The following is a 25,451-nucleotide window of genomic DNA, read 5'->3' on the forward strand; positions in this document are numbered from 1 at the left end:
GGGTGCAAGTAGCAGGCGACCGAATGTCCAACCGGTTGCCGGGAGGTGCAAATCCTCCCACAGCGCCAAATCAAAACGGGATGGCCTCATCCTGCGGCATTGACCGGAGTTTCAAGAAGTCGTCACGGTCAAAGATATTGTAGCCTTCGATCCATACCTTAAGGTCAAACGTGGCATGTCGGACAAACTCTTGAGCGGTTTCGAGTTCGGTGAACTCGTATGGCCGTGAAGTTCCGCCTTCTAAGAGTTCCAATACCTTGATCTGATACATTGCTGCCTCCTGTTCCCATCAGGATAATGCAATTATCTAAATGCAGGATCAATAGTCATCCCTCATGCAGTACCGCCCCACTTATCCGGGTAGCGCGAGACACGAGGGCAACGAAATGCGATGCTGATGCCTCAGAGTGCCTGTCCCTGTATCGAACGATGTGATAAAAAACGCACTGTGAAGGGATTACGATGGGACAGAATAATCGCATTAAGCAAATCGACCCGCAGCTTCTCGCTGCTATAGACGCAGGATTTGTACTATCGAAGTGTGATGCCGAAGCGCACAATGCACTTGACAGCTTTCATGCTCGTGCAAAAAGTATTGGCGTCCCCGATGATAAGGCTGCGGAGTTTCTAAAGACAGAAGTGAATGAAGAGCGCGAGAAATCAAGCTTTACAGTTCTCGATGCAATAAAGTCAGCGACACGAAAGATTGCTGAACATACGGTGTGACCAGTTATACCGAGTTATAGCGGAAAACAGCTAGAACCATTCAGCCGTCGCCTTCGGGTGGCGGCTTTTTCGTTTCTGAGGAGCGGCTATCCTTTGCTCATCCCACCGGGCGATGAGGCCATGGCTTTCACTCGCGGGTGTAGAACTCAACACTGGTCGCTCCGGGGTGAGAACCCTGCATATCAACGGTGTTAAGTGGGCAAGCCCGGTTAAACGCTAATCAGGAGAATGGGATGCTTAAGGTCATGGCAGTTCTGTTCGTTGTGTACGCGTATCGGCATCGCGTGAAGTTCGTTCCCGGATCGAACGGAAAGTTCAAGTGCGTACCGAATGGATCATTCCTTTTCCTTTGAGAAGTAGGTGAGCAATATGACGCTTAACGAGTTCAAAGCATGGCTTGAAGGCTACAGCGAAGCATTCACGAGTGGCGCGCCTACGGCTGCACAGTGGGAGAAAATCCGTGAGAAGCTTGGTGAGGTGAAGATTGTAAAAGCGGAGGATACAATTGCTCCTCTACTACCCCGCCCAAATAGATGGCCAGAGCAACGCTATCAGCTTCTTGATGTGCGCGGCAAGGAGCATCCATCCTTTGCGGATCCTATCGTAAGCCCGTTGTTAAAGCCGCAGATCACTTGCACCGGAAAGGCGCTGTCATGAACCGCCGCCGCTTCCTCTCCTTCATCGGCCTTGCGCCTGTAGCTGCTGCACTTCCTGCAATGGCGCTGCCAAGGGCAGAGAAGCCGACTGAGATTGCCAAGGGTACGTTTCGGGTGACAGCTGAAACGTTGAGCGCTCATTCCAGCAATATCGGCACTTCAACGGCTGGTTTAGTTCTTCGCAGCTCAGACGGACGTGTTTTTATCGATACGCGCAATCATACAATCAGGTTCTCTGGCTGATTTGAGGCGCTACCCGTGCTTTCTCTTCGATCATGCGCGCGCGAGCTTCTTCTTCAGTTCTGCACCTTCGCACTTGGCGACGGAGACCGTCGGCATTGAGTGTAATGACGAGCCAGTACTGCCCTTCCTGTTCCATGCTAACCGTGATGTGGGGTTTTCCGCTCATTAATCGATCCTCCCTGTACCCATTAGGAATTGAACCGTGAGTCTCACGCCGAAACAAGAGGCCTTTGCCCGGGCCTATGTGGAAACCGGGAATGCTTCGGAAGCGTACCGGCGAGCATACAACGTGGGTGAGAAGACGAAGCCGGAAAGTGTTTGGCAGAAGGCGAGTGCGATCCTCGCAGAGGTCAAGGTTCAGTCAAGGGTGCAGGAACTGCAGGGCAAAGCCGCTCAGAAGGTGTCTGTAACGGTCGAGAGCTTGGCTACAGAGCTTGAAGAGGCTCGTCAGATAGCAATTACCGAGAAACAATCTAGTGCCGCTGTATCGGCCACTATGGGCAAAGCCAAGCTGTTCGGTCTGGGTACTGAAAACCGCAAGATAAGCGGAACTCTTCAGGTCATCACGATATCTGCAAAACAACTGGAAGCGCTGACAGACGATGAACTTGCAGCTCTCGAAAGCGCCTACCCGGTTCTGCAGAAGCTCGGGCTTGTCTCTACAGGCAATCCGGGCGGAGAGACAGGCGAGGGAAGCGAACAAGAGGATTGAAGAAGAGGCGGAAAGTGCCGGTGTTTCACTGTCCTCATTCATCCGTGGCGGCTGGCATGTGCTGGAACCGGGTAGAGCATATCTGCACGGCTGGCATATCGATGCGATATCGGACCATCTCGAAGCGGTCACCAATGACCAGCTAACCCGGCTGATCATTAACGTTCCGCCTGGTACGATGAAGTCGCTTACCGTCGGAGTATTTTGGCCCGCATGGGAATGGGGCCCGGTCGGTAAGCCGTTTATCCGATCTATCGCCACGTCGTATAAGGAAAGTCTGGCCAAGCGCGACAACATCAAGGCGCGTCGTCTGGTTCAGTCTGACTGGTATCGCCAAAGATGGGGCAGCCAGTTCCAGATGATGCCCGATCAGAACTCGACATTGAAGTTCGAGAACGACAAATCAGGGTTCAGAGCCGCAATGTCATTCGAATCCCTCACCGGTGAGCGCGGCGACCGTGTGATTATTGATGATCCGTTGTCGGTTGGTAAGGCAAAGTCTGATGCCGACCGTTTGACCGCGCAGGAAACGTTTCTGGAAGCCGTTCCGAACCGTCTGAGTGATCCGATAAAGTCGGCCATCATCCTTGTGATGCAGCGACTTCATGAGGGAGACACAACCGGCGTGGCGCTGGCGAAGAACCTCGGTTACGAGCACCTAATGCTCCCGATGGAGTTCGAGCCAGAACGCCGATGCTACACGATAGTGAAGCCAACAGGGTTTGAAAGTTCACCGGTCAAGGCTCGATATGACGCTGGAAAGCAAATCTGGTATCGGGAAGGGCAGGAAGTGCCGGAAGCCCGGCGCGAGTATGTCGAGAAGTCCGAGGTCAAGACTGTCTATACCCACGATAGACGTGAGAAAGACGGTGAACTGCTCTTTCCAGAGCGATTCCCGCGTGAAGTGGTCGAACGTGACAAGGTATCTCTCGGGTCAACTGGACATGCTGGACAGAACCAGCAGAGACCGGCACCACGTGAAGGTGGGATGTTCAAACGGTCATACTTCTCGATCGTTGGAGCGATACCGGCTGGAACTGTGTTTGTACGCGGCTGGGACTTGGCAGCAACAGAAGAAGGCGACGGCGCGAGAACTGCCGGTGTGAAGATCGGCAGGATGCCGGATGGAAAGTTCATCATCGCCCATTGTGTGGCAGAGCGGGCCAGTCCCGCAGGCGTCCGCACTCTGATCAAGAATACGGCTGAACAGGACGGCAAGGATTGCTCCATATCCATGCCGAAGGATCCGGGTCAGGCCGGTAAGGACCAGGCACAACAGCTTGTTGCGATGCTGGCTGGCTACAAGGCCAAGGCAACACCGGAAAGCGGCGACAAGGTCACCCGTGCCGAGCCCCTATCGGCTCAGTGTGAGGCTGGAAACGTCGTTCTGCTGAAAGGTGCTTGGAACGAACCATTCCTCGATGAGGTCGAGGTGTTTCCGAACGGCAAACTGAAAGACATCGTGGACGCATCGTCCCGCGCATTTAACGAACTGGCGACAAACCAGACCCGAACCGCACTCTTCGGTACATCAGGACGGATAAATGGCTGATACAGATTATCTCGCTACATCAGCCGATTATAAGGCGATGCTTGGTTATTGGACGAAGGTTGCGGCAATCCGTGGCGGTGTGGATGCCATGCGGAAGGCAGGTGCGGCTTATCTCCCGCAATTCCCGAACGAGAATGATCCGAACTATTCCTATCGTCTGGCGAACTCGAAGTTTACCGACATCTATTCGGATATTGTTGAGAACCTGGCATCCAAACCATTCTCGAAGGAAGTCACACTCGCCAACGATACCGTGCCGGAAGCAATCAAGGTTGTGACCGAGGATATCGACGGCGGCGGCAATCATCTGCATGTCTTTGCCGACAATGTGTTCTTCAACGGCATTCACAATGCCATTGACTGGATTCTGGTCGACTATCCGACGGTTCCGCAGGGCGCCACGCTTGCCGATGAGAAGCGGATGGGCGCACGTCCTTATTGGGTGAATATCCCCGCTACGGATATGCTCTGGGTCGAAAGCAAGGTCATCAACGGCAAGGAACAGTTCACCTATGCCAAGATTTACGAGCCTGTCACTCAGCGAGACAGTGCCGGCAAGGAGCAGTGCATCGATCGTGTTCGCATCCTCACCAGGGATGAACTTGAAGGTGGCCAGTATGGGCCTGCCCGATATGAAATCTGGGAGAAGGCTACAACGACTAATGCTGGATGGACGCTTATTGCTGAAGGTCCGATCTCGATTGGCGTGATTGCGCTTGTTCCGTTCTTCACCGGCAGGCGTGAGGGATCGACATGGCGCATTCGCCCGCCGATGCGAAACGTCGCTGAATTGCAGGTCGAGCATTATCAGCAGGAAACCAATCTCAAGTCTGCGAAGGAACTGACCGCGTTTCCGATGCTTGCAGGCAATGGTGTGGAACCGCCGAAGGATGAAAACGGAGAGCCGGTTATGGCGCCGATTGGCCCATCAGTCGTTCTCTATGCACCTCCATCGCCGGATGGCACAAAGAGCGGGCAGTGGCAATTCATTGAGCCTTCGGCCACTTCGCTGAAGTTTCTCTCGGAAGAGGTGGATAAGACCGAGACACAGATGCGCGAGCTTGGTCGCCAGCCGCTCACAGCGGGCACGAGCGGTATCACGCAGGTTGCAGCCGCCTTTGCTTCCCAGAAGTCAGCCAGCGCCGTACAGGCATGGGCATTCATGCTCAAGGATTGCCTGGAACGGGCGTATGTCTTCACTTCGATGTGGCTGAATGTAAAGCTTGAGCCGACTGTCTATGTGAATACTGATTTCGCCATAGAGCTCGGCGAGGACAAGGCGCCTGATACGCTTCTGACCATGAATGAGCGCGGAAAGCTCAGCACTCAGACGCTCTGGCAGGAAATGAAGCGCAGAAGCATCCTTTCGCCCGAGTTTGACGCGGACGAAGAGGAAAGACGGATTATGGACGAACTCCCTGGCGACGATACCGAGGATGATCTGACCGCTGCCATTACGCCACCGGTGAAAGAACCGGCGGAATAGTTCAATCGACAATCTGACTTCACACGGCTCGGCAGGGTGATCCTTCCGGGCCTTTTTCAATGCGCGGGAAGCGCACAACTATCCGGGATGGATAACAATGGCTCTTAAAGCAATTCTGGCATCGCTTGACGGTATCGATGAGGCTATCGCGGCTCTGTACGTCGAGAAGGATGGCAAGTTTATTCTTGATGTCGAAGGAGTCGACGGCTTCGCACTGGAAGACGTGAACGGTCTCAAAACGGCGCTTGGTAAAGAGCGCACCACACGCGAAAGACTAGAGCGCGATGTGGTCAAGTTCAAGGATCTTGACCCGGACAAGGCACGCGAAGCGCTGGCGAAGCTGGAAGAACTGACCAGCATCGACCCGGCCAAGGAAGCAGACAAGATCGCGAATACCAAATTCGAGGCTGCCAAGGCTCAGTTGTTGGAGAAGCACACCGGCGAGCTTACCAGCCGTGATGAGCGTATCGGCCATCTGACCAAAACCGTTGAGGGTCTGCTCATTGATGCAGCCGCAACGTCTGCACTGGCCGAAGCCAAGGGGTCGGTTGAACTGCTCCTTCCTCACGTCCGGGCTCATACCCGCGTCAAGGAAGTCGACGGCAAGTTTACGGTCGAAGTGATCGACAAGGACGGCAACGCAAAGATCGCGGATTCCAAGGGTACGCCGATGGATATCTCCGGTCTGGTTGCTGAAATGAAGGAATCGGACGCGTTCGGACGTGCCTTTGAAGGTTCCGGCCAGTCGGGCAGCGGTAAGCAGCCTGGGGCTGGCGGCGGTGGTAACGCTCCGCAACGCGGTAATTTCGGCGGATCGAAGGAAGAGCGCGCAGCCGCTATCGCTTCGAAGTTCCCCGAACTGAGGGGCTAAGCTCCTCTTATCTCTCTGCTGCTGTCTCGGGATGAGAAGCGGCATGCATCAGGCGGGAAGCCTACCAACCCATCAAATCCCGAGACAAGCACAGGAGAAAACCCATGTCTCTCAATCAAATGGTCGTCTTCAACAAGTACTTTATGCCGGCGACCATCGAAACGCTGGCCCAGATGGTCAACAAGTTCAATGCTGCTTCTGGCGGTACGATCCGACTGACCACGGAAGGCTTCGAAGGCGACTTCCTTCAGGAATCGTTCTACGCCGCGATCCACTCGGCTCGTCGTCGTGTAGACCGCTATGCGACTAATGCCGATCAGGCCGCTACCGATCTGACCCAGCAGAAGCACACTTCGGTCAAGGTTGCCGGTGGCTTCGGCCCGGTTCGCTATGAGCCTTCCCAGATGACCTGGCTTGAAAAGCCGACTGCCGAAGGCATCGAAGTGGCTTCGCGCAACTTCGCCGAGGCTCTACTTCAGGACCAGCTCAACACGGCAATTGCTGCTCTTGTTGCTGCAATCAGCAATCAGGGCGCAGATACGACCGTCGACGTGTCCGCAACTGGTCCGGTGACCTATGCGGCAGTCAACAACAGTCATGCTCTGTTCGGCGATCATTCCGGCCTGCTCGTTGCGCAGGTTATGGACGGTGCGACCTATCACGGGTTCATCGGCCAGAACATCGCCAACGCTCAGCAGCTGTTCCAGGCTGGCAACGTCCGTGTGATCGACATCCTCGGCAAGATCTCGGTCATCACCGACGCTCCGGCACTGTTCACCGCGGCAGTTGGTGCGGATCCGGCATTGCGTCGGGTTCTGTCCCTCGTTGCTGGCGCCGCCACGGTCACGGATAGCCGGGATATCATCTCGAATATCCAGACTACGAACGGCAAGCAGCGCATCGAAACGACCCTGCAGATCGATTACACCTTCGGTCTGGGTCTAAAGGGCTACACCTGGGATGAGACCAACGGCGGCAAGTCTCCGACTGACGCTGAACTCGCCACCGGTAGCAACTGGGACAAGGTCGTTACGTCGATCAAGCACACGGCGGGCACTCTCGCAGTGGGTGCAGCTGCCTAATCGCCATAGAGGGAGGGTTTCGGCTCTCCCTTTTCCTTTTTGATCGTGCGTCGAAGGAGCGCTGAGCATGGCGAAGATCATCTATTTCACCGCGTCTATCGTTCCCACGGCACAGGAGCGGGCCGATATCGATGCGATTAACGCGTCAATTCATACTCTGAACGTCTCGAATGGCTCGGTAGACAGCGGGCTTGGAATGGCCGAGGAATGTGATTTCGTCGCCGGAACCGTGCCGCCAGAATACGCTGGAAAGCCAACGTTCGACCCATCTGCAGGCGATCTGGATGACAATCAGGTTATTGTCACCGATGGCGACGCTGTGACTGTGGATGGCGCTGCGGTCACTCTGGCTGTTTCAGGCAATGCAATCACTGGCGCGACCCTTCCGGCCACGAATGCTGTGATCGCGAATGCGGGCACTATTCCGGTGCAGAACAGTGCAGGCGCTGCGATCGGTACTGGTACGCTTACGGTTGCGAACAACAACCCGACTAATATCCGCCTTCCGGCGACCATAGCTGGCGTGTCCAGTGGCTCACAGAACATCACAGACGCAGCAGGGAAAGCATCAACGGCCACTCGCACCGTGTCAGCTGGAGCGATCACCACAACCATTCTCGCCGCAGCAGATTGCATTGTGAAGAACGGCAATACCTTCACTGCGGCAGATGGCGGAACAATCACTGTCGCCGTAGCCGCTGGCGTCCCGACATTCACCTACACAGCTCCATAAGGTGCGATCATGACCAAAGAACTGAAGATTGCCTATGTCGTTCACCCGGTATCGGCCAAGATGAAGCAGTCTCTTCGCGAGAACGGGATGAAGATTGTTGATGCTCGGTTTGCCCCAGAGGACGCCAAGATCATCAACCCGCATAAGAAACGTGAGAAGGCTCCAGCTCAGCAGTCGCAGGCTACCGTTAACGGTATTGGCACTGACAGCGGCAACCAGTTCAGCGAAGAGCAACTTCGGGCGGCAATTGAAACCGCAACCGGCAAAGCCCCTCATCCTTCAGCCAAGCTTGAAACGTTGATCGACAAGTTCAATGAACTGAATGCTCAGGCTGCTTCGGAATGAGTGACACCGACCGCGTGATTTGGTGTGATCGCGGTTGGCAGCCAGTTCATTTCGGCTTCTGTCCCTCGAAGAAGGCATGGAAGCGGGAAATGAAACGGTTGAACTGCAAAGAACCGTATCCGGATACTGATGGACGCTGCACCACTTTCACCAATGAGGGGAAAGTCGTCTGTATCGTCACGCTGCGCGACGGGAGCGAGAATGAACGGTCGATCTCTGAGATTACGGGCCTTCTCGTTCATGAAGCTACTCACGTCTGGCAGACAATCCGCGATGACATTGGCGAAAAAGACCCATCGCCAGAATTCGAAGCTTATTCGATGCAGGCAATCTTTCAGGGGTTGTTCACAGCATTTCAGGAAACGCGAGGTCTAGACTGATGGCACTCATCACAACACCCGGCGATCCTGACGCTGACAGCTATGTCGATCTGGATGACTTCAAGGCCTACTGCAGCAAAGTTGGTTATGATCTTGAAGGAAAAACAGATACCGATCTCGAACAGGCTCTGCGCCGTGGTACGACATGGCTAGACGGAACTTACGGGCAGCGATTTATTGGTGAGCCTGCGACGGCAGAGCAGGCGCTTGAATGGCCTCGAAAGAACGCCGTGTGGCGCGGTGCACTGCTTCCGAGTGACGTTGTGCCGCAAAGGGTCAAGAACGCCTTGTGTGAGGCTGCTTGGCGTGAATTGACGGCACCAGGAAGCCTTTCGCCTGATTATGTGCCAGCAGAAGCGATCAAGCAGGAACAAGTCGGTGATCTGTCTGTCACTTACCAAGACACGAACGGCATGATTGATGACGTCCTGCCGGTAATCAGCGTAGTCGACGGCATCCTCGCCGGGTTTATCCGCGGCAAGGGTGCCGGTGTGTTCGGATCGGCTGCGAGAGCCTAAAGCATATCGTTATAGGGCTGCTTCGTTTCGCCAACCAAACGAGCAAGTTCGGTGAAGTTCCACGGACGTTCTGCTCCAGTCGTATTGGCGATTTGAAGAACCCTGATTGGAAAGCAGATTGCATCGCGATTGGACGGGTTTAAGTCCTCAACAAAGCGATCATCTCCACGAGCGGTTGCTTCGGCCCGTCTGAGGGCTTCGTCAATCTCGACCTGAGACAGAATGCCTTTCTCGACCAGTGAATGATTGATCGCGGCGAAAGCGAGGCACAGGCCTTCGATCTGCAAGTTTGCGACGTTCATGTTGTCCTCCATCGGTTCCCGATGTTTTTCAACGCATTTGATCGGTGATTTGATCCATTGGAGAGTGCCTAATGGCCAAGTTTAACTACGCCCGCTCGGTTCAGACGGCGAATAAGCTGATCGACAAGTTCGGACAGACTGGCGCTATCCGGCGTACCGAGACATCTGGCGATCCGTGGAACCCAGGCACGAGCGATACCGACTATCCGTGTACTCTGGTTGCGCTGGATTATGACCAGAAGGACGTTGACGGAACACTGATCAAGTCGACGGACAAGAAGGTTTATGTAGCCACCAAGGGCCTGCCGATCCAGCCGACGACAACCGACAAGGTCATCATCGGCGGTGTTGTCAGTTCAATTGTTCAGGCGAAACCTCTGAACCCGGCAGGGACTGTGGTGTACTGGGAGCTACAGGCTCGGACGTAGCAGCGCCGCATCGATTGGCGATAATAGTTTTCATTCCTTTCGACAGGAATGTGAGTTGCATTGCCTCGCCAACGAAAGTGATCGTTGCGTTTTCACTGGCGGGAACGCCGTCACGAGTGCAGACAAGCGCCAGTGTGTATGTACCCTTGATATTGTGAATGCTCATCACGTCACAATCGAGTTCGGGATATCTCAATTGCGTAGCTGAGATGGTGAACGTTTTGCCGTTGTTCACACACCATTTCCCCGTGATCGGAGTAGGGTCAGTCGGCATTTGTTGAGCTGTCTCTGACATGGACGCGACATTTGACTTTCCGCCACAGGCCGAAAGCAAAGACAAAGATAGACCAAACACGGCAATGCTTAATCCACGAAGCATTTAAGCCTCTCCAATTTTACGCAGCTTCACAACTTGGATAGACGGAAAGCCCATCATGCTCAAGCGTCTCACGCCTCGCGAACGGTTTGAAGCTCTTATCGCCACATACGAACCAATCCTGCGCGCCGCTTTCATGGCTGCCGTGGATGATATCCGTTCGAATATCGTCATTCGTCGGATCGTTGAACGGCTCGAAAAGGGCGATATAGCGGGCGCGATTGATGCAATGTTTATCGACCGTGCTGCCTACAGCCCGTTGGAAGAAGCCATTAGGCAGGCTTTCAATGGCGGAGGAGTGGCAGCCATCTCGGCAATGCCAACTTTGCGCGATCCAGACGGGCATCAAATTGTCATTCGGTGGGATGCTCGAAATATTGCAGCGGAGAACTGGCTTCGGGATTATTCGGCAACACGGGTTGCCGACATCGAAGCAGACCAGATCGCTGGTATCCGCGCCACGCTGATTGATAGTCTCGCTCGTGGCGACAATCCAACAAAGGCGGCAAAGTCTATCGTCGGTTCGGTAAATCGCGCCACGGGTAAGCGTGAAGGCGGGATACTCGGGCTTACATCACAGCAGGCCCAGTTCGTGCAGAAAGCGCGTGAAGAGCTGCTTTCAGGCGATAAGGGCATGTTGCGTAACTATTTGGATCGAGGACGGCGGGATAGGCGCTTTGACAAGACCGTTTTAAAGGCTCTGAAAGATCAGAAGCCGCTTGGGTCGGACGCGGTTGAAAAGATCGTCGGTCGTTACAGCGACGGATTGCTCAAACTTCGCGGCGATACCATCGCGCTGAATGAAACGTTCAACGCTATGGCCACAGCCAAGGACTTTGCTTTCAATCAGCAGATCGAGAGCGGGAACCTCTCGGCGGACATCGTCACCAAGACTTGGCGACACACTCCGCAGGAACACCCGCGAGCCCAGCACGTTGCGATGAGAGGCCAGAAGGTCAGATACGACCAGCCATTCGTTGCGCCTGACGGGACCTTGATCATGTATCCGCATGCTCCTGGCATCCCCGCTCGACACAAGATCGGCTGCAAGTGCATCGCTGAATACAAGATCGATTTCGTCGCTCAACTGGTGGAATAATGGCCAAGTCATTCGCCGCAACAGTCGGACAGTGGGCCGTCAAGGTCGACGGTGCGCTCGAAGTCGTGTTCAAAGAGAGTGCGCAAGAGCTTGTCAGCCAGATGGATAAGCTTCTGTCTGATATGGTCTATGACCAGCCATCCTCGGAAAACTACCGGCGAACAGGCTTTCTCCGTGCATCACTTATGGCATCGCGGGAAGCCATGCCGAGGCTGTATCGTGGCAATCCGGGCGGATCGGTTCCACCGGACCTTCAGTCGGTCATTCTGGTGATCAACAGTGCCGATATCGGAGATACGATTTATCTCGGCTACACAGCGAATTATGCCGCCTATGTGCATTACGGTGCCAAAGGTGCGGCTCCCCGTCCATGGGTAACTCTCATCGCTCAACGGTGGGAAGAGATCGTTGCCGCCAAGGCAAAAGAAGTGAAGCAAAGGCTCAAGCTCTGACATGACGATCGAGAAGAGTATAGAAAACGCTCTATTCGAGCGCGTGGCGTCGTTGGTGCTTAATCCTGCGCTTCCGGTCGCTTGGCCAAATATCGCGTTCCAGCGGCCCGCTACGGGATATCTGCGCGTGACGCATGTACCGAACACATCACGGCGCCGGTTCGTCGGGTCTACAGCACCGCATCAACGGCGCGGAGTTCTTCAGATTGATGTGTTCCTGCCTCTAAACGGTGGGGCAACGAAGTCGACGGAGAATGCAGGCAAGGTTGCTGAACATTTCCCGACTGACCTTAAACTGCCGAAAGACGGGTTGTCCGTTCGCATCACTAAGGCGCCTGACATCGTGCAGGGGTTCAGCGATGAGACGCACTGGCAAGTGCCCTTGACGATTTCATACGACTGTTTCGCATAACATTCATCCGGCCTGAGCCGTTAACAGCCCCGGATCGGGGCTTTTTTCATATGGAGAAGACCCATGATTACAACTGCTTCGGGCTCTACGATTGCAATAGGGCCTGCAACTCCTGTCACCGGTGCAAATGAAGCTGCGATCATCGCAGCGTACAAGGCACTTACGTTCGTTCCGGTCGGAGAAGTCCAGAATCTCGGCGAATTCGGCGATGAAGCCAATGATGTGACCTTCACATCATTGTCGGATGCCCGAGTGCGTCATCTCAAGGGTGCCCGTGATGCTGGCGTTCTCGCTCTGGTTTGTGGTCGTGATCCGCTCGATGCAGGTCAGATCGCGCTGCGGGCGGCTGAAAAGACCAATCTCGCCTATGCTATCCGGGTTGTTGCGAACGATGCGCCAGACGAAACCGGAACCCCCACCGAGTTCTACTTTCATGCGCTCGTACAGTCGGCCAAAGAAAGCTACGGGGAAGCTGATGACGTTGTGACCACGGCTTTCAATCTGGGCATCACGACCGCTGTATTTGAAGAAGAAGCCACTGCCGGAACGCCGTAAATTCCAACAGCTTATCAACCGTTTCTCCACAGACGTATCAACAGGAAATTCACAGATGGATCTGTCAGTATTTGACGGCGCGGCGAAAGCATTTGACGAAGGTTTCGAGGTGGACATCGTGCACCCGACCACAGGCAAGAAGCTGGGCATGAAGGTTCGTGTTGCGTCGTATCAGTCGCAGCGCGTTCGTGATGTCCAGCGTCGCCTGGCGAATGCCAATATTCGCGACCAGAAGCGCAACCCGAAGAAAACCCAGACGGTCGAGGAAGTCGAAGAACGCGCAATCGACGTGATGGTAGCTGCGGTGCTCTCGTGGGAAGGTTTCGAACGCGGTGGCAAGCCGATTGAATGCACGAAGGAGAACGTTCGTTCCGTGCTGTCGAATCCTGATCTCTGGTTCATTGCCGAGCAGATTGATTCTGCAGCGGATAACCAGTTGGCTTTCATCAAGGCCTTGCCAGCGACCTGATATCGTTCGGTGAGGCCGTATTCGCCATTCGGCGGCCATCTGTGCTTCCTGACTTCCCCGAAGAGCTCAGGCACGTCTGGGAATGGTTTCTCGACCTTAATTCCCGACGATCGGTCGGCATGGCTGCTAACCCTATCTCCTACGTCGATATTGACGCGTATTGTCGCCTGTATGGCATCGCCATGTTGACGTGGGAGATAGAGATGATCTGCTCACTGGATAACGCGATTCTCGCTGTCACACGATCCGGCCAGAAAACCAAATCCAGCGACCAGTTGAAGAACGAAACGCCGGCCAGTGACGGACACGGCGTCGCATCTCTCCTACGCGGGTTCAGATCGAAAAAGCAGAAGAGATGACAACGGAGATAGCGATTACTTGAACGGGTCTATCGGTGAGTTCGCTGGAAGGTCTGTTCTCATCTTGATCGAAAACTTGCCAGCCTCGGCGTCCCGGTAGGGCGAGCATCGTTCTATGGCAAGTGACGCTGATCTGACAACTTTCTCACCGTGCTTATCCTTCGGGGAATAATCGGTGACAGAGATATCTCTGACCGCACCTCGCTGATCGAATACCACGTCGAACGACATTTGAACGGGTTTGTCTTCTGCTTCGGCAGGGATGTTCCAGCATTTGTATGCGGCATTCGTCACGCTCTCGGCATCAAACGCCAGAGCGGGCGATGCAGCGATCAATAGAGCGGCAATAATCTTAAATTTCATGTCGAACCCCCAAGGTGAAATATGCCTGATATAGCAACTCTGGGCCTTGAGGTGAACAGCGGGCCAGTCGAGAAGGGCACCCGTGCACTCGACAAGATTTCAGGTGCGGCAAAACGGGCAGAGGCGGCTGTAGAAGGATTTTCTTCCACGAGCAGCGGTGCCGCGTCTGCGGCGTCACGTCTTTCAGCCGGTATGAACGGCGCCGAAGCAGGATTGGAGCGCGTTGCGGGTGCTGCGAAACAGGCCCAGCAGTCGCTTCGGCTGGCCAGCGTTGCCGCTAACGACAACATCCGAGCTGCTAGCAAATTCAATACGGCAAATATCGCTGCACAGTTTCAGGACATCGCAGTGTCAGCCCAGATGGGCATGGGCGCCTTCCAGATTGGCCTACAGCAGGGTACGCAGCTTGCAGCGGTCATCAGCATGATGGAAAACCCGTTACGCGGCCTCGGAGCGGCATTCATGTCCGTCATCTCGCCAGTCAGTCTCTTGACTATTGGCCTTGTGTCGCTGTCTGCGGCGGGCCTGCAAATGGTTGATTGGCCGAAACGAGCTTCTCAGGCACTTATCTTCCTTGCCGACAATCTCAAGGCTATTGCTCCTTACGCTGCAACGGCTGCTGCCGCACTCGCGCTGATCTATGCGCCGTCCGTTATCGCCGGGATGGTTTCGCTCATTGCGTGGATGGGCCGTGTATCGGTCGCTGCGCTCGGGATGGGTGCATCGTTCGCGCTCGCCAATCCCGCAACCGCTCTTGTGGCTGGGTTTGCGGCAGCAGTTATAGCCGCGAACGTCTTCCGCGATGAACTGACCAAGATCATCGGCTTTGATATCGTTGCGTCGACAAAGGAAGGCGTGAACGCGATCATTGGCATATTCGTCGGTTCATACGACGCGATCGTTGCCGGTTGGTCGAAATTGCCTGACGCCTTCGGGGATTTGGCATATCAGTCCGCTAATTCATTCCTCGCGGGAATCCAGTTCATGGTTCGTGAGGCGGTCACGCTAGTAAATGGCATGATTGCCAGCATGAATGGCTCAATCCGCGATGGATTTGAAGCCATGGGCCTCAATCGGGGTGATGCTCCGCAGCTATCGGACCTTGGACAGCCGCGAGATTACAAGTTTCAGCGGCTGGATAATCCTTATTCCGGTTCGGCGAAGTCGTTTGACGACAGCGTCCTAAAATCCATTCAGGACGCGCAAAAAACTGACTACGTCGGCAACATGTATTCAGCCATCGAAAACGGCGCGTCTGCGGCAGCGGACAAACTGAGAGAGCTTGCCAAGGGTCTTACCGATGTCGATGAAAAGACAAAGAAGGGCAAGAAGGGGCGCCATGGCAAGACCGACGCCGAATACTACCAGGACATCATTGACGGTGCTGATCGGCGGATAGCGTCGCTTCTGGTTGAGCAACAGGCTCTCGGGATGACCGAAGAAGCGGCAAATGCGCTTCGGTATGAACAGGACCTGCTTAACCAAGCCCAACAGCGCGGCATTGAACTCACGCCCCAGCAGGCCAATTACTTCAAATTGCTGGCTTCCACTATGGCCGGTCTGGAATCGTCAATCCAGAAGGCTCAGGACGCTCTGGACTTTGCGAAGGACATTTCGCGAGGCTTCATTGATGACTTTGTTTCTGGCCTGCGCTCTGGCGAGGATGCTTGGAAGTCGTTCGCAAAGGCTGCGTTGAACGCGCTTAATAAGATCGCCGACAAAATCCTTGATATGGCTATGGATTCTCTGTTCAGCGGCGGCGGTATCGGGAGCCTGTTTTCCGGCATATTCGGTGGCGGGTCTGGTTTCGGGGCCAGTTATTTCCCGCCAGCTCCTTCAATGGGCGGGTTTATGTTCTCGTCTGGCGGCTATACCGGCGCCGGTGGCAAGTATGATCCAGCCGGCATCGTGCACCGCGGCGAACTTGTCTGGAGCCAGGATGATATTCGCAACGCAGGTGGCTTGAGGGCTGCCGAGGCAATGCGTCAAGGAAATCTTCCAGATCGCAATACGGTTCAACGCATCAGAACATCGGCAAACGCCAACACATCACCTCAGCGGATGACCATGAACATGACGTTGAAGGTGGAAGGGACTGGCGACAAAGAACTGATGGCGCAAATGCGGCAAGGTACGGAAGAAATGATGAAGCAGGGCTTCGATCAGTTCAGCCGGGAGGTTTTGCCTGGTCGTGTGAATGAAATCAGTCAGGATCCGAGAGCGGTGGGAGCGTAAGGCATGGCACTAACGTTTCCACTCTCTCTGGCTGCTTTTGCTGACAAACTTCAGATCGAGACTGTTAAATGGCGTCTCGCCTTTCAGCAGGAAACTACTGGTCTCGGTTCAGGCGAAGTCATTACAGCCGATCTTGCTCCGCCTCGATGGGAAGGTGATGTTACCCTCGGCCCGATGTACCACGATGATGCAGCGGCTATTCAGGCGCTTATCGAGAGCTTGGGAGGGGCGTTAAGCTCCTTCTACCTTTATGCACCGCAGAAGGCTTATCCCGTCAAAGACCCGACAGGGTCGATAATGGGCAGTTCGGCACCGGTGATTGCTTCCGTCGGTGCGAACAACAAATCTCTGTCTGTCAGTGGGTTGCCTGCCGCATATCAACTTTCGGTGGGTGATCTGTTTGCATTCTCCTACGGTGAAAATCCGGTTCGGCGCAACATGCATCGATTGGTCGAGGGCGTGACTGCCACTGGCGGCGGTACAACGTCGGTATTTGAAGTGGCCCCGCCATTTCGGCCCGGCGTTACCGCAGGTCTAGCACTCACGTTTATCAAGCCCGCGATCAAGGTGAAGATATTGCCGGGCTCCTTCGATGAGGGAACGGCACAGGGTTTGATCACTCAAGGCATGGCCTTCAGCGTCTATCAGATTCCATAAGGATCATTCGGATGAGAGATACCGATCCCGCCGTTGCGGCTCAGGTAAGGAGCCGTGCGCCCGTTGTTCCGCGCTCTTTCGTCTGGATGAAGGCGAAGAACCGGACGACAGGAGTAGTTGAAGCGCTCGGGTTCTGGAATGGCGAGGATACCGTCACCCTGAGTGTTGTGAGCGGTGATACTGGCTTGCCAGAGACACGGACCTATTTCGGGTGGGGAAAGCTGGTGAACATCCCAGCAATACCGCTTGTGTCCGATCTGACGGTTCGAACAGTCACGCTGACAATGAGCCATCTCGATCCAACTGTTCAGTTGGCGGTTCGCGGATATGATCCACGGTTTCAGCCAATCGAGATCCATCGCGGATACTTCGACCCAGAGACACGCCTGCTGATTGCTCCGCCTCGATCCCGGTTTCTCGGCTTCGTAAATGGTGCACCGATCGAAACGGCTGCCAAAGGCGGCGAGGGCAGTCTCAAGATCAACTGTGTCTCTCACAGCCGGTCACTGACAAAAACCAATCCTGCAAAGCGAGGCGATGGATCTCAGCGTCTTCGCAATGGTGACCGGTTCCGCCGGTATTCCGATGTCGCCGGACAGTGGGAATTTTTCTGGGGCCAGAAGAAGGGCAAGGTCAATGGCTGAACGCTTCACGAACTGGCGAACAGATCTGAATGACTACGTTCATTCGGTGATGTCGAAGCCTTTCCTCTGGGGGCAACACGATTGCGCTCTATGGGCCGCTGGCGCTGTTCTGGCGATGACTGGACACGACCCCGCCGAAAAGTATCGAGGCCGCTACAAGACGCTTATTGGCGGTTTGCGACTGCTTCGAAAAGACGGCTTCGAGAACCATGCCGAACTTGCGGCGTCACAGTTCGAGGAAATCCATCCATCTCATGCGGCTGTTGGCGATATCGCTGCTGTCCGTATCGATGACAGCGCCTTGTGGGCGCTCGGCGTGGTGAACGGGCCTCGCATCTTTGTGCTTCGTCCTGATGCCTCCGGGCTAGGAACGGTCGATCTTCTGACTGCCGAAAGGGCATTCCGGATTTAGCAATGAAATCACTTCGGGTTCTGTTCTACGCCGTATGGTTCATGCTGGCGGCGATGTCGCTCGCCCATGCTGGACCGGTGGCGGCTGCTGTTGGCGCGATTGCATCGTCTATCGGCGCCATGGGTGCGCTCGGACAGTTCGTACTCGGCGTTGCACTCAAAGTCGGTCTGTCATTGCTGGAGCGGGCTCGCCAGAAGGGCCAGGAACCGCGAGGCGTTCAGGGTCAGATACAGGTTGGCGGTGACAACCCGCTATCATTCATTGTCGGCACATACGCGACTGCTGGCAGCCTTGAATACGTCAACACGTGGGGCAAGGCTGGTAAAACGCCAAATGCCTACCTGACACAGGTTATCAGCCTGTCTGACCTGCCCGTTACGTCGGTCAGCAATGCGTTCTGGACGAATGGCGAGAAGACCGTCGCAGAGTTAAGCGATACGTCATACGGCGATTGGGGCTTCCCGATCTATGCCTATCGTAAGGACGGCGACAACAACCATTATTGGTGGAAGTCTCATCTCGGCAACGAAACAGTAGCCGACAGCCTGCTTGTCCGTGAGTTTGGTAGCGACAGCCAGCGTCCATGGTCTGCCGACATGATCGGTCGCGGAATAGCTTATGTCGTCATCACGGCTCAGGTCGAGGAAGAACTGTTCACCGGCCCGCCTCAGTGCAAATTCGAAGTGCAGGGCATTCGTCTTTACGATCCTCGCAAGGATAGCACAGTAGGCGGTTCCGGTTCACATCGTTGGTCTGATCCGTCTACATGGGAATTCTCGGATAACCCGGCTGTTGTGATCTACAACATCCTCCGTGGCATCTACTACAACGGCCAGTGGATGTGGGGCGGTCAGGTTCCGCTCACTCGCCTGCCACTCTCCAACTGGTTTGCGGCGATGAACGAATGCGACCGGCTTGTACCGGGTGCAGAAGTTCCAACCGAGAAGCAGTTCCGCTGTGGCGCCGAAATTCGTCTGAACGAAGAGCCGTTGGACGTAATCGAGCGTCTTCTGAAGGTCTGCAACGGCAAGATGGCCGAGATCGGCGGCGTCTATAAGATTCGCGTCGGCGCGCCCGGTCTGCCGGTCTATGCGTTCACGGACGAAAGCATCGCCATCACGTCGAGCCAGAGCTACGAGCCCTTTCCGGGGCTGGAAACGATCTATAACGGCGTGAACGTTACCTATCCTGACCCTGATGCAGCATGGGAGAACAAGGAAGCACCGCCTCGGTATTTCCCGGAATATGAGGCCGAAGACGACAATCGCCGGCTTATGGCTGATGTTCAGTTCGAATATTCGCCGTTCCGGTACCAGAACCAGAGACTCGGCAAGGCCCTTGTAGAGACTAACCGGCGTTTCCGGTCGCACAAGTTCACTCTGCCGCCTGAAGCAGTCGAATTGGAACCTCTGGACGTTGTTTCGTGGTCAAGTGTCCGTAACGGATATGAGAACAAGCTCTTCGACATGGAGAGCATGGACGATCTTGAGAACGTCAACCAGTCGGTTGCAATTCGCGAAGTCGATCCGTCCGACTATAATTGGACACCGGCAACGGACGAGTTGCCTACTTCCGTGGGTTATCTCGGGCCGATCCGGCCATTACCGCAGCCGATTATCGACTTCTACGCTGATCGTGATATTGCGCAGGATGCCAATGGCAATAACCGGCGTTGCGCCATCTTGCTTGGATGGGATCCGGAACAGCCTGCCGTTGATCTTGTCATGTATGAGGTCAGGGCAGCGTGGAATCTCAAGGTTATCTACGTCGGACGAACTGAACGTGTTTCAGAAGGATCGATACAGATTGCGCCTGGTACACTTCTTCCGGCTCAGTCGTATGAGGTGAGGGCGAGATACGCCACCTATGCCGGGAATCGGCCTTTCGAATGGTCGGACTGGATTCCGGTCACAATGTACGACATCCGCCTCGGCCCGCTCGACATCTATCCGATCGACATTGACCAGCTGAACCAAGATGTTCAGCGCAATCTCGAATGGATCGGTGACAGCTTCCGATATGTGCAGGAAGAGCTTGACCGTATCGGCGCGCAGGCGACCGAGCAGGACAGTGCGAACTATACCGACAAGCAGACGCTTCGCCGGGAAATGTCCGTCACTGCCGAAGGCCTCAAGGCTTCGTACACCGAGGCTATTGAGGTCGCCATCGGTCCCGGTTCGGCAATCGTCACCCGGATTGAAAGTCTGGAAGCTGTCGTCAATGACCCGGTAACTGGCTTGGAAGCGACCGCTGGCGCAGTCGATCTATTGCAGGTGCAAGTTTCCACCATGGACGGCGTTCTGACCGCCACGGCTAACGCTGTGACCGGTCTGACGGCGACCGTGGGTAATTTCTCGGCTTCCGGTCTGTTCCGCACCACTGTGGAAGCAACTCCCGGCGGCGCTCTGGCCCGTATCGGTCTCAGTGTTTCAGCTTCAGGTGGCGGTTCGACGTCTCAGGCAGCAATCTTTCTAGATGCGCTGACAGGCGGTCAAAGCCGTGTCGTCATCAACGCTGATCAGTTCATCGTGACAAACGGCACGAACAGTCAGGCACCGCTCACATTCATTGCCGGTGGCTTGGCTCTTCAGGTCGCCAATATCGGTGATGTGACGGCGGGTATTCTTCGGTCGCCTGACAATCAGGTCGTGTTCAATCTGGCAGCGAAGACCTTGATCTTCAGTGACAATACGTGAGGCACAATGGCTGTTCGTATCTATGAAACGGGAAACCCGCCTCGGCTTATCACAAGTAAGCCGGGGTATAATGCTTCGCCGTCTCTTCGGGATGACCTGAAGACGTTCGATAGCCACTGGTTCAACGGTGGCGGGATAAAATTCCGATATGGCGGCACGGTTCCAGCCAACTTTGCATTTAATTTCCCATACCCGCTGAACTTCATCCCGAAGTACATCATTACGGGCGGGCGCACTTGGAATAACGACAGTCAGCTTTTTTACTGGAACCACCCAAATAGTCCTGGCTTTTCAGTCAATCCACCGAGCAATGCAATGACGATTTTTTGGCAATCCAGCCAAGCAAGCGCCCGCGCTTACACGAACCGGATTGAACTAAACAATCCTAATCCTGCGCCGTCAGGCGCATATACAACGATTTTGGTATTTGAGGCATGAGTGTGAGAAGTTTCACCGGGATGACCGGCGGGCGGATGCTCAAGCGGATGACCGCGCCGGGGTACAATGCGAATAATCTGGCCGATCCGGCCACGTTCTCATCGGACAATGACTATCTGAAACTACACACAATCGTAGACATACCGCTGACCAAATATCAGAGCAGCGGGTTGCGCTATTACATTGGTGAGGCCGCTTTCCCCGATCTTGGCTATATCCCACTGATATTCGTCTCGATCACAAATCTGGGGCGCGTCTTCTTTCCAAATGATCGGAACCCATCGACAACGGAGATGAATAACTTTTTCCAGATAGCACTCTGGACGAACCATATCTGGGTTTCTTCCAGCCAAGGAACGGGTTCGGATTACGACTACAGGTTCCGCGCTCTGATCTTCAAAAACCGATTGCAGGAGAATTTCTGATGCCAAAGCGTATCAAGTACTCTCCAGAAGGCGTTTACGTATCAAGACCCGGATATGACGTGGAGACCGCAAGTCTCGACAAGATGTCAATGTTTCCGGGCATGGGTGTCATGGCACAGGTGCTAGACGGATCAGTCACGCTTGGGGCGGGTGGATCGCAGGATTTCACCATCACGAACCCAGCTGGGAAGCTGCCCTATGTGATCCTCAACAGTACCGGCGGGGAGCATCCAGATCGCGATACTTTCTGCGCTGAAGTGAACCCACCATACAACTATGTCCGCATCAGAAACGCTGTCGGACAACCCACACGAACCATCCGCTTTGCCGCGTTGATCGATAACACCTGACATTCAAGGAAAATCCGACATGACCGACACGACGGTGAATGAACCGGCGAAGCCTACGCACGTGCAAATCGATCCGATGGCGGCGGCAGGCGAGTATGCGGCTCTCAATGCCTATTACCGGGACAGAAACTTGGTCTTAGCGAATGAGCTGGCTGTTCAGCGCGGTCACAGCGCCATGCTGGAAGCCCAGATCGAGAACCTACGCACCGAGCTTGAGCAGCGGAACAAAGACCTTGAAGCCGCTCAGAAGACAAAGAGGAACGCGTAATGGCAATCAGACCCGACTATAATATCGGTGAACTGACGCTTGTGGCGGGTGAAGAGGAGTTCACCACGTCCGGTTCAGCGCTCCAGACGGCGGCCATACAAGCGGGCGACAGCATTATCGCGCCTTCCGGTCACGTCCTGATTATCGCTTCGATTACGGGCCAGAACTCCGGCACCCTGTTTCTGCCATGTCCTGCTGCGGCGGCTGGAACTGACTTGCCCCTGCGCATTCGCTTCCAGCCAGACGGCAGCCGGTATCAGGGCGCGGTGCGCGTTTTGATTGATCTTCTGTCCAGCGGCAATCTTGAAGCATTCGCCGCTTTAGTCGGCTCTGCGGGTTTAGTGCCGATCTTCACTGGTGTCGGCACGATGGATCTCGCCGATCCTGCCACGTTCGGCATCCAAGACCCGAACGGAACCTTGGCGCAGGTAGTCACAAATGGCGCTCAGGCGAGTGGATTTATTGGCGGTCCAACGCTGTCTCTTACCCAAGGTGTGCCATTACCCTCATCGGATGTCGTTGGAGCTTCCACTATTTATGTCATCCCTTCTCCATCTAATTTGGTTGAATTGTATGACGGTCAACTTTGGCGGTCACGATCATTCAGTGCATTTTCGCTCAGCATTGCCGGATATGGAGCCTCCACGGCATATGATGTCTATGCTTTCCTTGATGGGGAAAACGTTGGTTTTGGATGTAAGTCGTGGGCTTCATCAACTGACCGAGGCACAGGAGGGGGGTCGGCAGAAGTTTCTTTATTTCAGGGCCGGGTGGTCAATCGGTATGCCATCTCTCTTGCGTCGAACGGTTCTTCCTTCACAATCCCGGCTCAAAAGGCGACCCTTATAGGATCTTTTCTGACTTCTGGAGCAGGAATTACAGACGATAGCGCAAGCAATCGCCTTCTTTCCAATCTGATGAACGTGGCGAACAAGGATTTGCTTTTCCAGTGGCCAGATGCCAGCTGGTCTGGTTCTGGAGCGCAATGGGTCAAAGCTAAGAACGGGAACGGTTTTAGTAGAGTAAGAGTATTTCAGTGTATGGCAGGGAGGAGATTAAACGTTGATGTTGTTGGACATGGGAGAAATGCATCATCAGCTACTGAAATATTACATGTTGCTATCGGAATAAACTCGACCAACCCGGTCAGCCAAATTGGATCTCCAGCCATAACAACAAATGGAACAACCGCTCGCGCGTCTGCATCATTTAACGGTGCGGCAGCAATCGGAGTTAGCGAATACATTTGGCTTGAATACGCAATTAATGGAAGTTCCGTGTGGACGGGTGTCAACGGTGGAACAAAGTCTGGCATGATTGGCGGGGTAATTATCTGATGCAATCTTTTGGATCGACAGTCTCGCCTTATGAATTGGCTATATCATCAATAAGCTATAATAACATCACTCCCTCGCCAGCTGATCGAAGTGTCAAATCAGTCGCGTCAGTATTGACAGCAAACACAGTCGTTTTTCTGACTGTGGGGCAGTCCTTGGTTTGCAATTATGCCTCTGGTTCGTTCTCACCAGCAAGTGATAATATCTATCAGGTTAATATCCGTGACGGTGGCCTGTATGATGCAGCTGATCCTACGCTCGGAGTAGACGGAACGCAAACTAACTTTGCTATACGTCTCGCAGACAAAATTATCGTAGGAGGAAAGGCCGATACCGTTATTTTCATTCCAATTGGCATGGGTGGTTCATCTGTTTCCCAATGGGGAACAGGCGGTGAGTTTAATCACCGTATAGGAGTTGGTATTAGAAGGTTGTCTGCATTGGGATTAACGCCGAACGCTGTTCTATGGCAGCAAGGCACAACCGATACGTCATTAGCAACAACACAGGCTGTTTATGCTGCACGACTTTCAGAAGTAATCGCAGCTTTTAGAGCAAACGCACCTGTGAATACACCAGTGTTTGTTGCACAAGAGAGCTGGGTTTCAGGAACTTTGTCTTTGCCAATAAAAGCCGCGCAAGTTGCCGCTGTTAACCCGCCAGCCTTCATTTATTCAGGACCGGATATTGACACGATCACAGAGCGACAAGACGCGACCCATCTGAACGCGGTGGGGGCAAATCAACAGGCGCAACTTTGGTACGACAAAATATCGGTTCACTTGCCATAATCATGTCAAGCACTAGAGGGAATAGGAGAATATTTCATCTCTCGTTTTGGTTTCAGTTTCAAAGCCTGTTTTTCAATAAGATGCCAAGAAAGGAAAGCAAATAATATTGAAAGGATGTAAGATGAAAAAATTAATTTATTTGCCCCGATGCCATTGCCAGCGTAGTGGACTAAAGTTTGTTGAATTGGAAAACTATAAAGATAGATGCCATAAGATAGATCTCCAAACCTTCCCCATTTGCGTAATATTGGCGTGCTCATAAAACCAAATTTCAAGCAGCCGTAAGAAGTAATAATGGCCGCAAATGTGATATTTAAGTAATTGGAATTGGTTGGAAATAATAATGCGTATAAAATAATAAAACCACCCAATATCCAAAAACTAAGATTAATTCTGTACAAGCGTATTATTGATCCTAATAGAAAATAAACTATAACTCCAGCAGAGCTAAACAGCTCCGTTCCATAAAAAACATACGTAATATCAGGATGTCTAAGATTGTAGAATGTCAATGATGACATAATTATTAAAATTGATAGATATGCAGCGTTCTTAAATCTATTCGCAAATATTCCAACAATTGCAACCATTATATAACACGCGAATTCAGGCGGAAGGCTCCAAAGTGAGCCGTTAACTGCGAATTTAAGATTATTGTTTTCAAATACTCCCGGTAAAACATAGTTTACATTTAAAGCTATATTTTGAAGATATTTAATGAATAAAGGGCTCTTAAAATATTCAGATGTGATTAAACTAGTAACGAACGGACCAAGAATAAAAGCAGTCAATACCGTTACTGAAACTAGGGCTGGGAAAATTCTTAAACAACGATTTGCGATGAAGGTTTTAAATGACTTTTGTCTCTCCCAACTGTCTGTAATCAGATATCCACTAATCGCAAAAAATACCATCACTCCTAGTGTGGAAATGTTGGATCCTAGTAGTTGGGTAACAGGAGTGCCACTGAGGGCCTGACCGTGCCCAAGGACAACAGTAGAGGCAGCTAAAAATCGAAGGAAGTCTAAATTATTAGTTCTGGTCATGGCGTAAATCTCGTTGCGAAGATTTCGTCATAG

At 53.6% G+C, this 25,451-nt stretch carries 35 protein-coding genes; 30 read left to right on the plus strand and 5 right to left on the minus strand.

Going from position 1 to position 25,451, the window contains the following annotated elements:
- Positions 1 to 70: 70 nt before the first annotated feature.
- Positions 71 to 271, minus strand: a complete 201-nt coding sequence (locus CES86_RS19725) for a hypothetical protein (protein WP_094515153.1) — start codon at positions 269 to 271, stop codon at positions 71 to 73.
- Positions 272 to 462: 191 nt separating this feature from the next.
- Here CES86_RS19725 and CES86_RS19730 point away from each other — a divergent pair, with 191 nt between their 5' ends.
- The 3 genes from CES86_RS19730 (at position 463) to CES86_RS19740 (ending at position 1,625) form a co-directional block, all read left to right on the plus strand.
- Positions 463 to 726, plus strand: coding sequence for a hypothetical protein (locus CES86_RS19730; protein ID WP_094515154.1), 264 nt, complete (start codon positions 463 to 465; stop codon positions 724 to 726).
- A gap of 369 nt (positions 727 to 1,095) precedes the next feature.
- The gene (locus tag CES86_RS19735) at positions 1,096 to 1,383 is read left to right on the plus strand and encodes a hypothetical protein (protein WP_094515155.1); all 288 of its coding nucleotides are present in this window, start codon (positions 1,096 to 1,098) and stop codon (positions 1,381 to 1,383) included.
- A complete protein-coding gene (locus tag CES86_RS19740; RefSeq protein WP_094515156.1) occupies positions 1,380 to 1,625 on the plus strand; it encodes a hypothetical protein in 246 nt (81 codons plus the stop codon). The genes CES86_RS19735 and CES86_RS19740 overlap by 4 nt, the downstream gene beginning before the upstream one ends.
- Here the strand turns inward: CES86_RS19740 and CES86_RS19745 are convergent.
- Complete coding sequence (locus CES86_RS19745; protein WP_094515157.1) at positions 1,609 to 1,791, minus strand: hypothetical protein; 183 nt, start codon at positions 1,789 to 1,791, stop codon at positions 1,609 to 1,611. The genes CES86_RS19740 and CES86_RS19745 overlap by 17 nt on opposite strands.
- A gap of 36 nt (positions 1,792 to 1,827) precedes the next feature.
- Here CES86_RS19745 and CES86_RS19750 point away from each other — a divergent pair, with 36 nt between their 5' ends.
- The 9 genes from CES86_RS19750 to CES86_RS19790 all read left to right on the plus strand — a co-directional run bounded on the left by CES86_RS19750 (position 1,828) and on the right by CES86_RS19790 (position 9,304).
- The gene (locus CES86_RS19750; protein WP_094515158.1) at positions 1,828 to 2,337 is read left to right on the plus strand and encodes a terminase small subunit; all 510 of its coding nucleotides are present in this window, start codon (positions 1,828 to 1,830) and stop codon (positions 2,335 to 2,337) included.
- Complete coding sequence (gene terL / locus CES86_RS19755) at positions 2,279 to 3,889, plus strand: phage terminase large subunit (RefSeq protein WP_235819951.1); 1,611 nt, start codon at positions 2,279 to 2,281, stop codon at positions 3,887 to 3,889. Before CES86_RS19750 ends, terL begins: the two co-directional genes overlap by 59 nt.
- On the plus strand, positions 3,882 to 5,375 hold the full coding sequence (locus tag CES86_RS19760) for a DUF4055 domain-containing protein (RefSeq protein ID WP_235819952.1): 1,494 nt from the start codon (positions 3,882 to 3,884) through the stop codon (positions 5,373 to 5,375). The genes terL and CES86_RS19760 overlap by 8 nt, the downstream gene beginning before the upstream one ends.
- 97 nt (positions 5,376 to 5,472) lie before the next feature.
- Positions 5,473 to 6,246 (plus strand): hypothetical protein, encoded by a 774-nt coding sequence (locus CES86_RS19765; RefSeq protein ID WP_094515159.1) that lies wholly within the window; start codon positions 5,473 to 5,475, stop codon positions 6,244 to 6,246.
- A 104-nt stretch (positions 6,247 to 6,350) separates the two neighbouring features.
- The gene (locus CES86_RS19770; protein ID WP_094515160.1) at positions 6,351 to 7,328 is read left to right on the plus strand and encodes a major capsid protein; all 978 of its coding nucleotides are present in this window, start codon (positions 6,351 to 6,353) and stop codon (positions 7,326 to 7,328) included.
- A gap of 67 nt (positions 7,329 to 7,395) precedes the next feature.
- A complete protein-coding gene (locus CES86_RS19775) occupies positions 7,396 to 8,061 on the plus strand; it encodes a hypothetical protein (protein WP_094515161.1) in 666 nt (221 codons plus the stop codon).
- Positions 8,062 to 8,070: 9 nt separating this feature from the next.
- Positions 8,071 to 8,406 (plus strand): hypothetical protein, encoded by a 336-nt coding sequence (locus CES86_RS19780; RefSeq protein WP_094515162.1) that lies wholly within the window; start codon positions 8,071 to 8,073, stop codon positions 8,404 to 8,406.
- Between the two features lie 89 nt (positions 8,407 to 8,495).
- Positions 8,496 to 8,786, plus strand: a complete 291-nt coding sequence (locus CES86_RS19785; RefSeq protein WP_051129094.1) for a hypothetical protein — start codon at positions 8,496 to 8,498, stop codon at positions 8,784 to 8,786.
- Positions 8,786 to 9,304: a DnaT-like ssDNA-binding protein gene (locus CES86_RS19790; RefSeq protein WP_094515164.1), complete on the plus strand. Its 519-nt coding sequence runs from the start codon at positions 8,786 to 8,788 to the stop codon at positions 9,302 to 9,304. The genes CES86_RS19785 and CES86_RS19790 overlap by 1 nt, the downstream gene beginning before the upstream one ends.
- On the opposite strand, the gene CES86_RS19795 is transcribed toward CES86_RS19790, so the two are convergent.
- A complete protein-coding gene (locus CES86_RS19795; RefSeq protein ID WP_094515259.1) occupies positions 9,301 to 9,606 on the minus strand; it encodes a hypothetical protein in 306 nt (101 codons plus the stop codon). The two genes, CES86_RS19790 and CES86_RS19795, sit on opposite strands and share 4 nt — an antisense overlap.
- A gap of 71 nt (positions 9,607 to 9,677) precedes the next feature.
- On the opposite strand from CES86_RS19795, the gene CES86_RS19800 reads away from it, so the two are divergent.
- The 7 genes from CES86_RS19800 (at position 9,678) to CES86_RS28345 (ending at position 13,756) form a co-directional block, all read left to right on the plus strand.
- Entirely contained in the window at positions 9,678 to 10,034 is a 357-nt protein-coding gene (locus CES86_RS19800; RefSeq protein ID WP_094515165.1) for a hypothetical protein, read from the plus strand.
- Positions 10,035 to 10,468: 434 nt separating this feature from the next.
- A complete protein-coding gene (locus tag CES86_RS19805) occupies positions 10,469 to 11,509 on the plus strand; it encodes a head morphogenesis protein (protein ID WP_094515166.1) in 1,041 nt (346 codons plus the stop codon).
- Complete coding sequence (locus CES86_RS19810) at positions 11,509 to 11,961, plus strand: hypothetical protein (RefSeq protein ID WP_094515167.1); 453 nt, start codon at positions 11,509 to 11,511, stop codon at positions 11,959 to 11,961. Before CES86_RS19805 ends, CES86_RS19810 begins: the two co-directional genes overlap by 1 nt.
- Before the next feature lies 1 nt (position 11,962).
- A complete protein-coding gene (locus tag CES86_RS19815) occupies positions 11,963 to 12,373 on the plus strand; it encodes a DUF4128 domain-containing protein (protein WP_094515168.1) in 411 nt (136 codons plus the stop codon).
- Between the two features lie 63 nt (positions 12,374 to 12,436).
- Entirely contained in the window at positions 12,437 to 12,928 is a 492-nt protein-coding gene (locus CES86_RS19820) for a phage tail tube protein (protein ID WP_094515169.1), read from the plus strand.
- A 55-nt stretch (positions 12,929 to 12,983) separates the two neighbouring features.
- Positions 12,984 to 13,397 (plus strand): hypothetical protein, encoded by a 414-nt coding sequence (locus CES86_RS19825; RefSeq protein WP_094515170.1) that lies wholly within the window; start codon positions 12,984 to 12,986, stop codon positions 13,395 to 13,397.
- A gap of 41 nt (positions 13,398 to 13,438) precedes the next feature.
- The gene (locus tag CES86_RS28345; RefSeq protein WP_445433067.1) at positions 13,439 to 13,756 is read left to right on the plus strand and encodes a phage tail assembly chaperone; all 318 of its coding nucleotides are present in this window, start codon (positions 13,439 to 13,441) and stop codon (positions 13,754 to 13,756) included.
- Between the two features lie 15 nt (positions 13,757 to 13,771).
- Here the strand turns inward: CES86_RS28345 and CES86_RS19835 are convergent, their stop codons facing one another.
- Complete coding sequence (locus tag CES86_RS19835; protein WP_094515172.1) at positions 13,772 to 14,119, minus strand: hypothetical protein; 348 nt, start codon at positions 14,117 to 14,119, stop codon at positions 13,772 to 13,774.
- A 21-nt stretch (positions 14,120 to 14,140) separates the two neighbouring features.
- Between CES86_RS19835 and CES86_RS19840 the strand changes: the two genes are divergently transcribed.
- Genes CES86_RS19840 through CES86_RS19890 form a run of 11 tightly spaced genes read left to right on the plus strand, consistent with a single transcriptional unit; the run spans position 14,141 to position 24,372 of the window.
- Positions 14,141 to 16,354: a phage tail length tape measure family protein gene (locus tag CES86_RS19840; protein WP_094515173.1), complete on the plus strand. Its 2,214-nt coding sequence runs from the start codon at positions 14,141 to 14,143 to the stop codon at positions 16,352 to 16,354.
- A 3-nt stretch (positions 16,355 to 16,357) separates the two neighbouring features.
- Positions 16,358 to 17,011: a hypothetical protein gene (locus CES86_RS19845; RefSeq protein ID WP_094515174.1), complete on the plus strand. Its 654-nt coding sequence runs from the start codon at positions 16,358 to 16,360 to the stop codon at positions 17,009 to 17,011.
- An 11-nt stretch (positions 17,012 to 17,022) separates the two neighbouring features.
- The gene (locus tag CES86_RS19850) at positions 17,023 to 17,655 is read left to right on the plus strand and encodes a hypothetical protein (protein ID WP_094515175.1); all 633 of its coding nucleotides are present in this window, start codon (positions 17,023 to 17,025) and stop codon (positions 17,653 to 17,655) included.
- Positions 17,648 to 18,067, plus strand: a complete 420-nt coding sequence (locus CES86_RS19855) for a DUF6950 family protein (protein ID WP_094515176.1) — start codon at positions 17,648 to 17,650, stop codon at positions 18,065 to 18,067. Before CES86_RS19850 ends, CES86_RS19855 begins: the two co-directional genes overlap by 8 nt.
- Before the next feature lie 2 nt (positions 18,068 to 18,069).
- Positions 18,070 to 20,763, plus strand: a complete 2,694-nt coding sequence (locus CES86_RS19860; protein ID WP_235819953.1) for a phage tail protein — start codon at positions 18,070 to 18,072, stop codon at positions 20,761 to 20,763.
- Between the two features lie 6 nt (positions 20,764 to 20,769).
- Positions 20,770 to 21,201 carry a hypothetical protein gene (locus CES86_RS19865; RefSeq protein ID WP_235819954.1) on the plus strand — a complete coding sequence of 144 codons (432 nt, stop codon included), beginning with the start codon at positions 20,770 to 20,772 and terminating at the stop codon, positions 21,199 to 21,201.
- On the plus strand, positions 21,198 to 21,626 hold the full coding sequence (locus tag CES86_RS19870) for a hypothetical protein (RefSeq protein ID WP_235819955.1): 429 nt from the start codon (positions 21,198 to 21,200) through the stop codon (positions 21,624 to 21,626). The genes CES86_RS19865 and CES86_RS19870 overlap by 4 nt, the downstream gene beginning before the upstream one ends.
- On the plus strand, positions 21,626 to 21,976 hold the full coding sequence (locus CES86_RS19875) for a hypothetical protein (protein ID WP_094515177.1): 351 nt from the start codon (positions 21,626 to 21,628) through the stop codon (positions 21,974 to 21,976). The genes CES86_RS19870 and CES86_RS19875 overlap by 1 nt, the downstream gene beginning before the upstream one ends.
- A gap of 19 nt (positions 21,977 to 21,995) precedes the next feature.
- Complete coding sequence (locus CES86_RS19880; RefSeq protein WP_094515178.1) at positions 21,996 to 22,244, plus strand: hypothetical protein; 249 nt, start codon at positions 21,996 to 21,998, stop codon at positions 22,242 to 22,244.
- Positions 22,244 to 23,581 (plus strand): hypothetical protein, encoded by a 1,338-nt coding sequence (locus CES86_RS27725; protein WP_192802351.1) that lies wholly within the window; start codon positions 22,244 to 22,246, stop codon positions 23,579 to 23,581. Before CES86_RS19880 ends, CES86_RS27725 begins: the two co-directional genes overlap by 1 nt.
- A complete protein-coding gene (locus CES86_RS19890; RefSeq protein WP_094515179.1) occupies positions 23,581 to 24,372 on the plus strand; it encodes a sialate O-acetylesterase in 792 nt (263 codons plus the stop codon). The genes CES86_RS27725 and CES86_RS19890 overlap by 1 nt, the downstream gene beginning before the upstream one ends.
- Before the next feature lie 5 nt (positions 24,373 to 24,377).
- Here CES86_RS19890 and CES86_RS19895 read toward each other — a convergent pair whose 3' ends face one another.
- Positions 24,378 to 25,418, minus strand: coding sequence for an acyltransferase family protein (locus tag CES86_RS19895; protein WP_094515180.1), 1,041 nt, complete (start codon positions 25,416 to 25,418; stop codon positions 24,378 to 24,380).
- Positions 25,419 to 25,451: the final 33 nt, after the last annotated feature.

The organism is Brucella lupini, assembly GCF_002252535.1.
Taxonomy (GTDB): Bacteria; Pseudomonadota; Alphaproteobacteria; order Rhizobiales; family Rhizobiaceae; genus Brucella; species Brucella anthropi.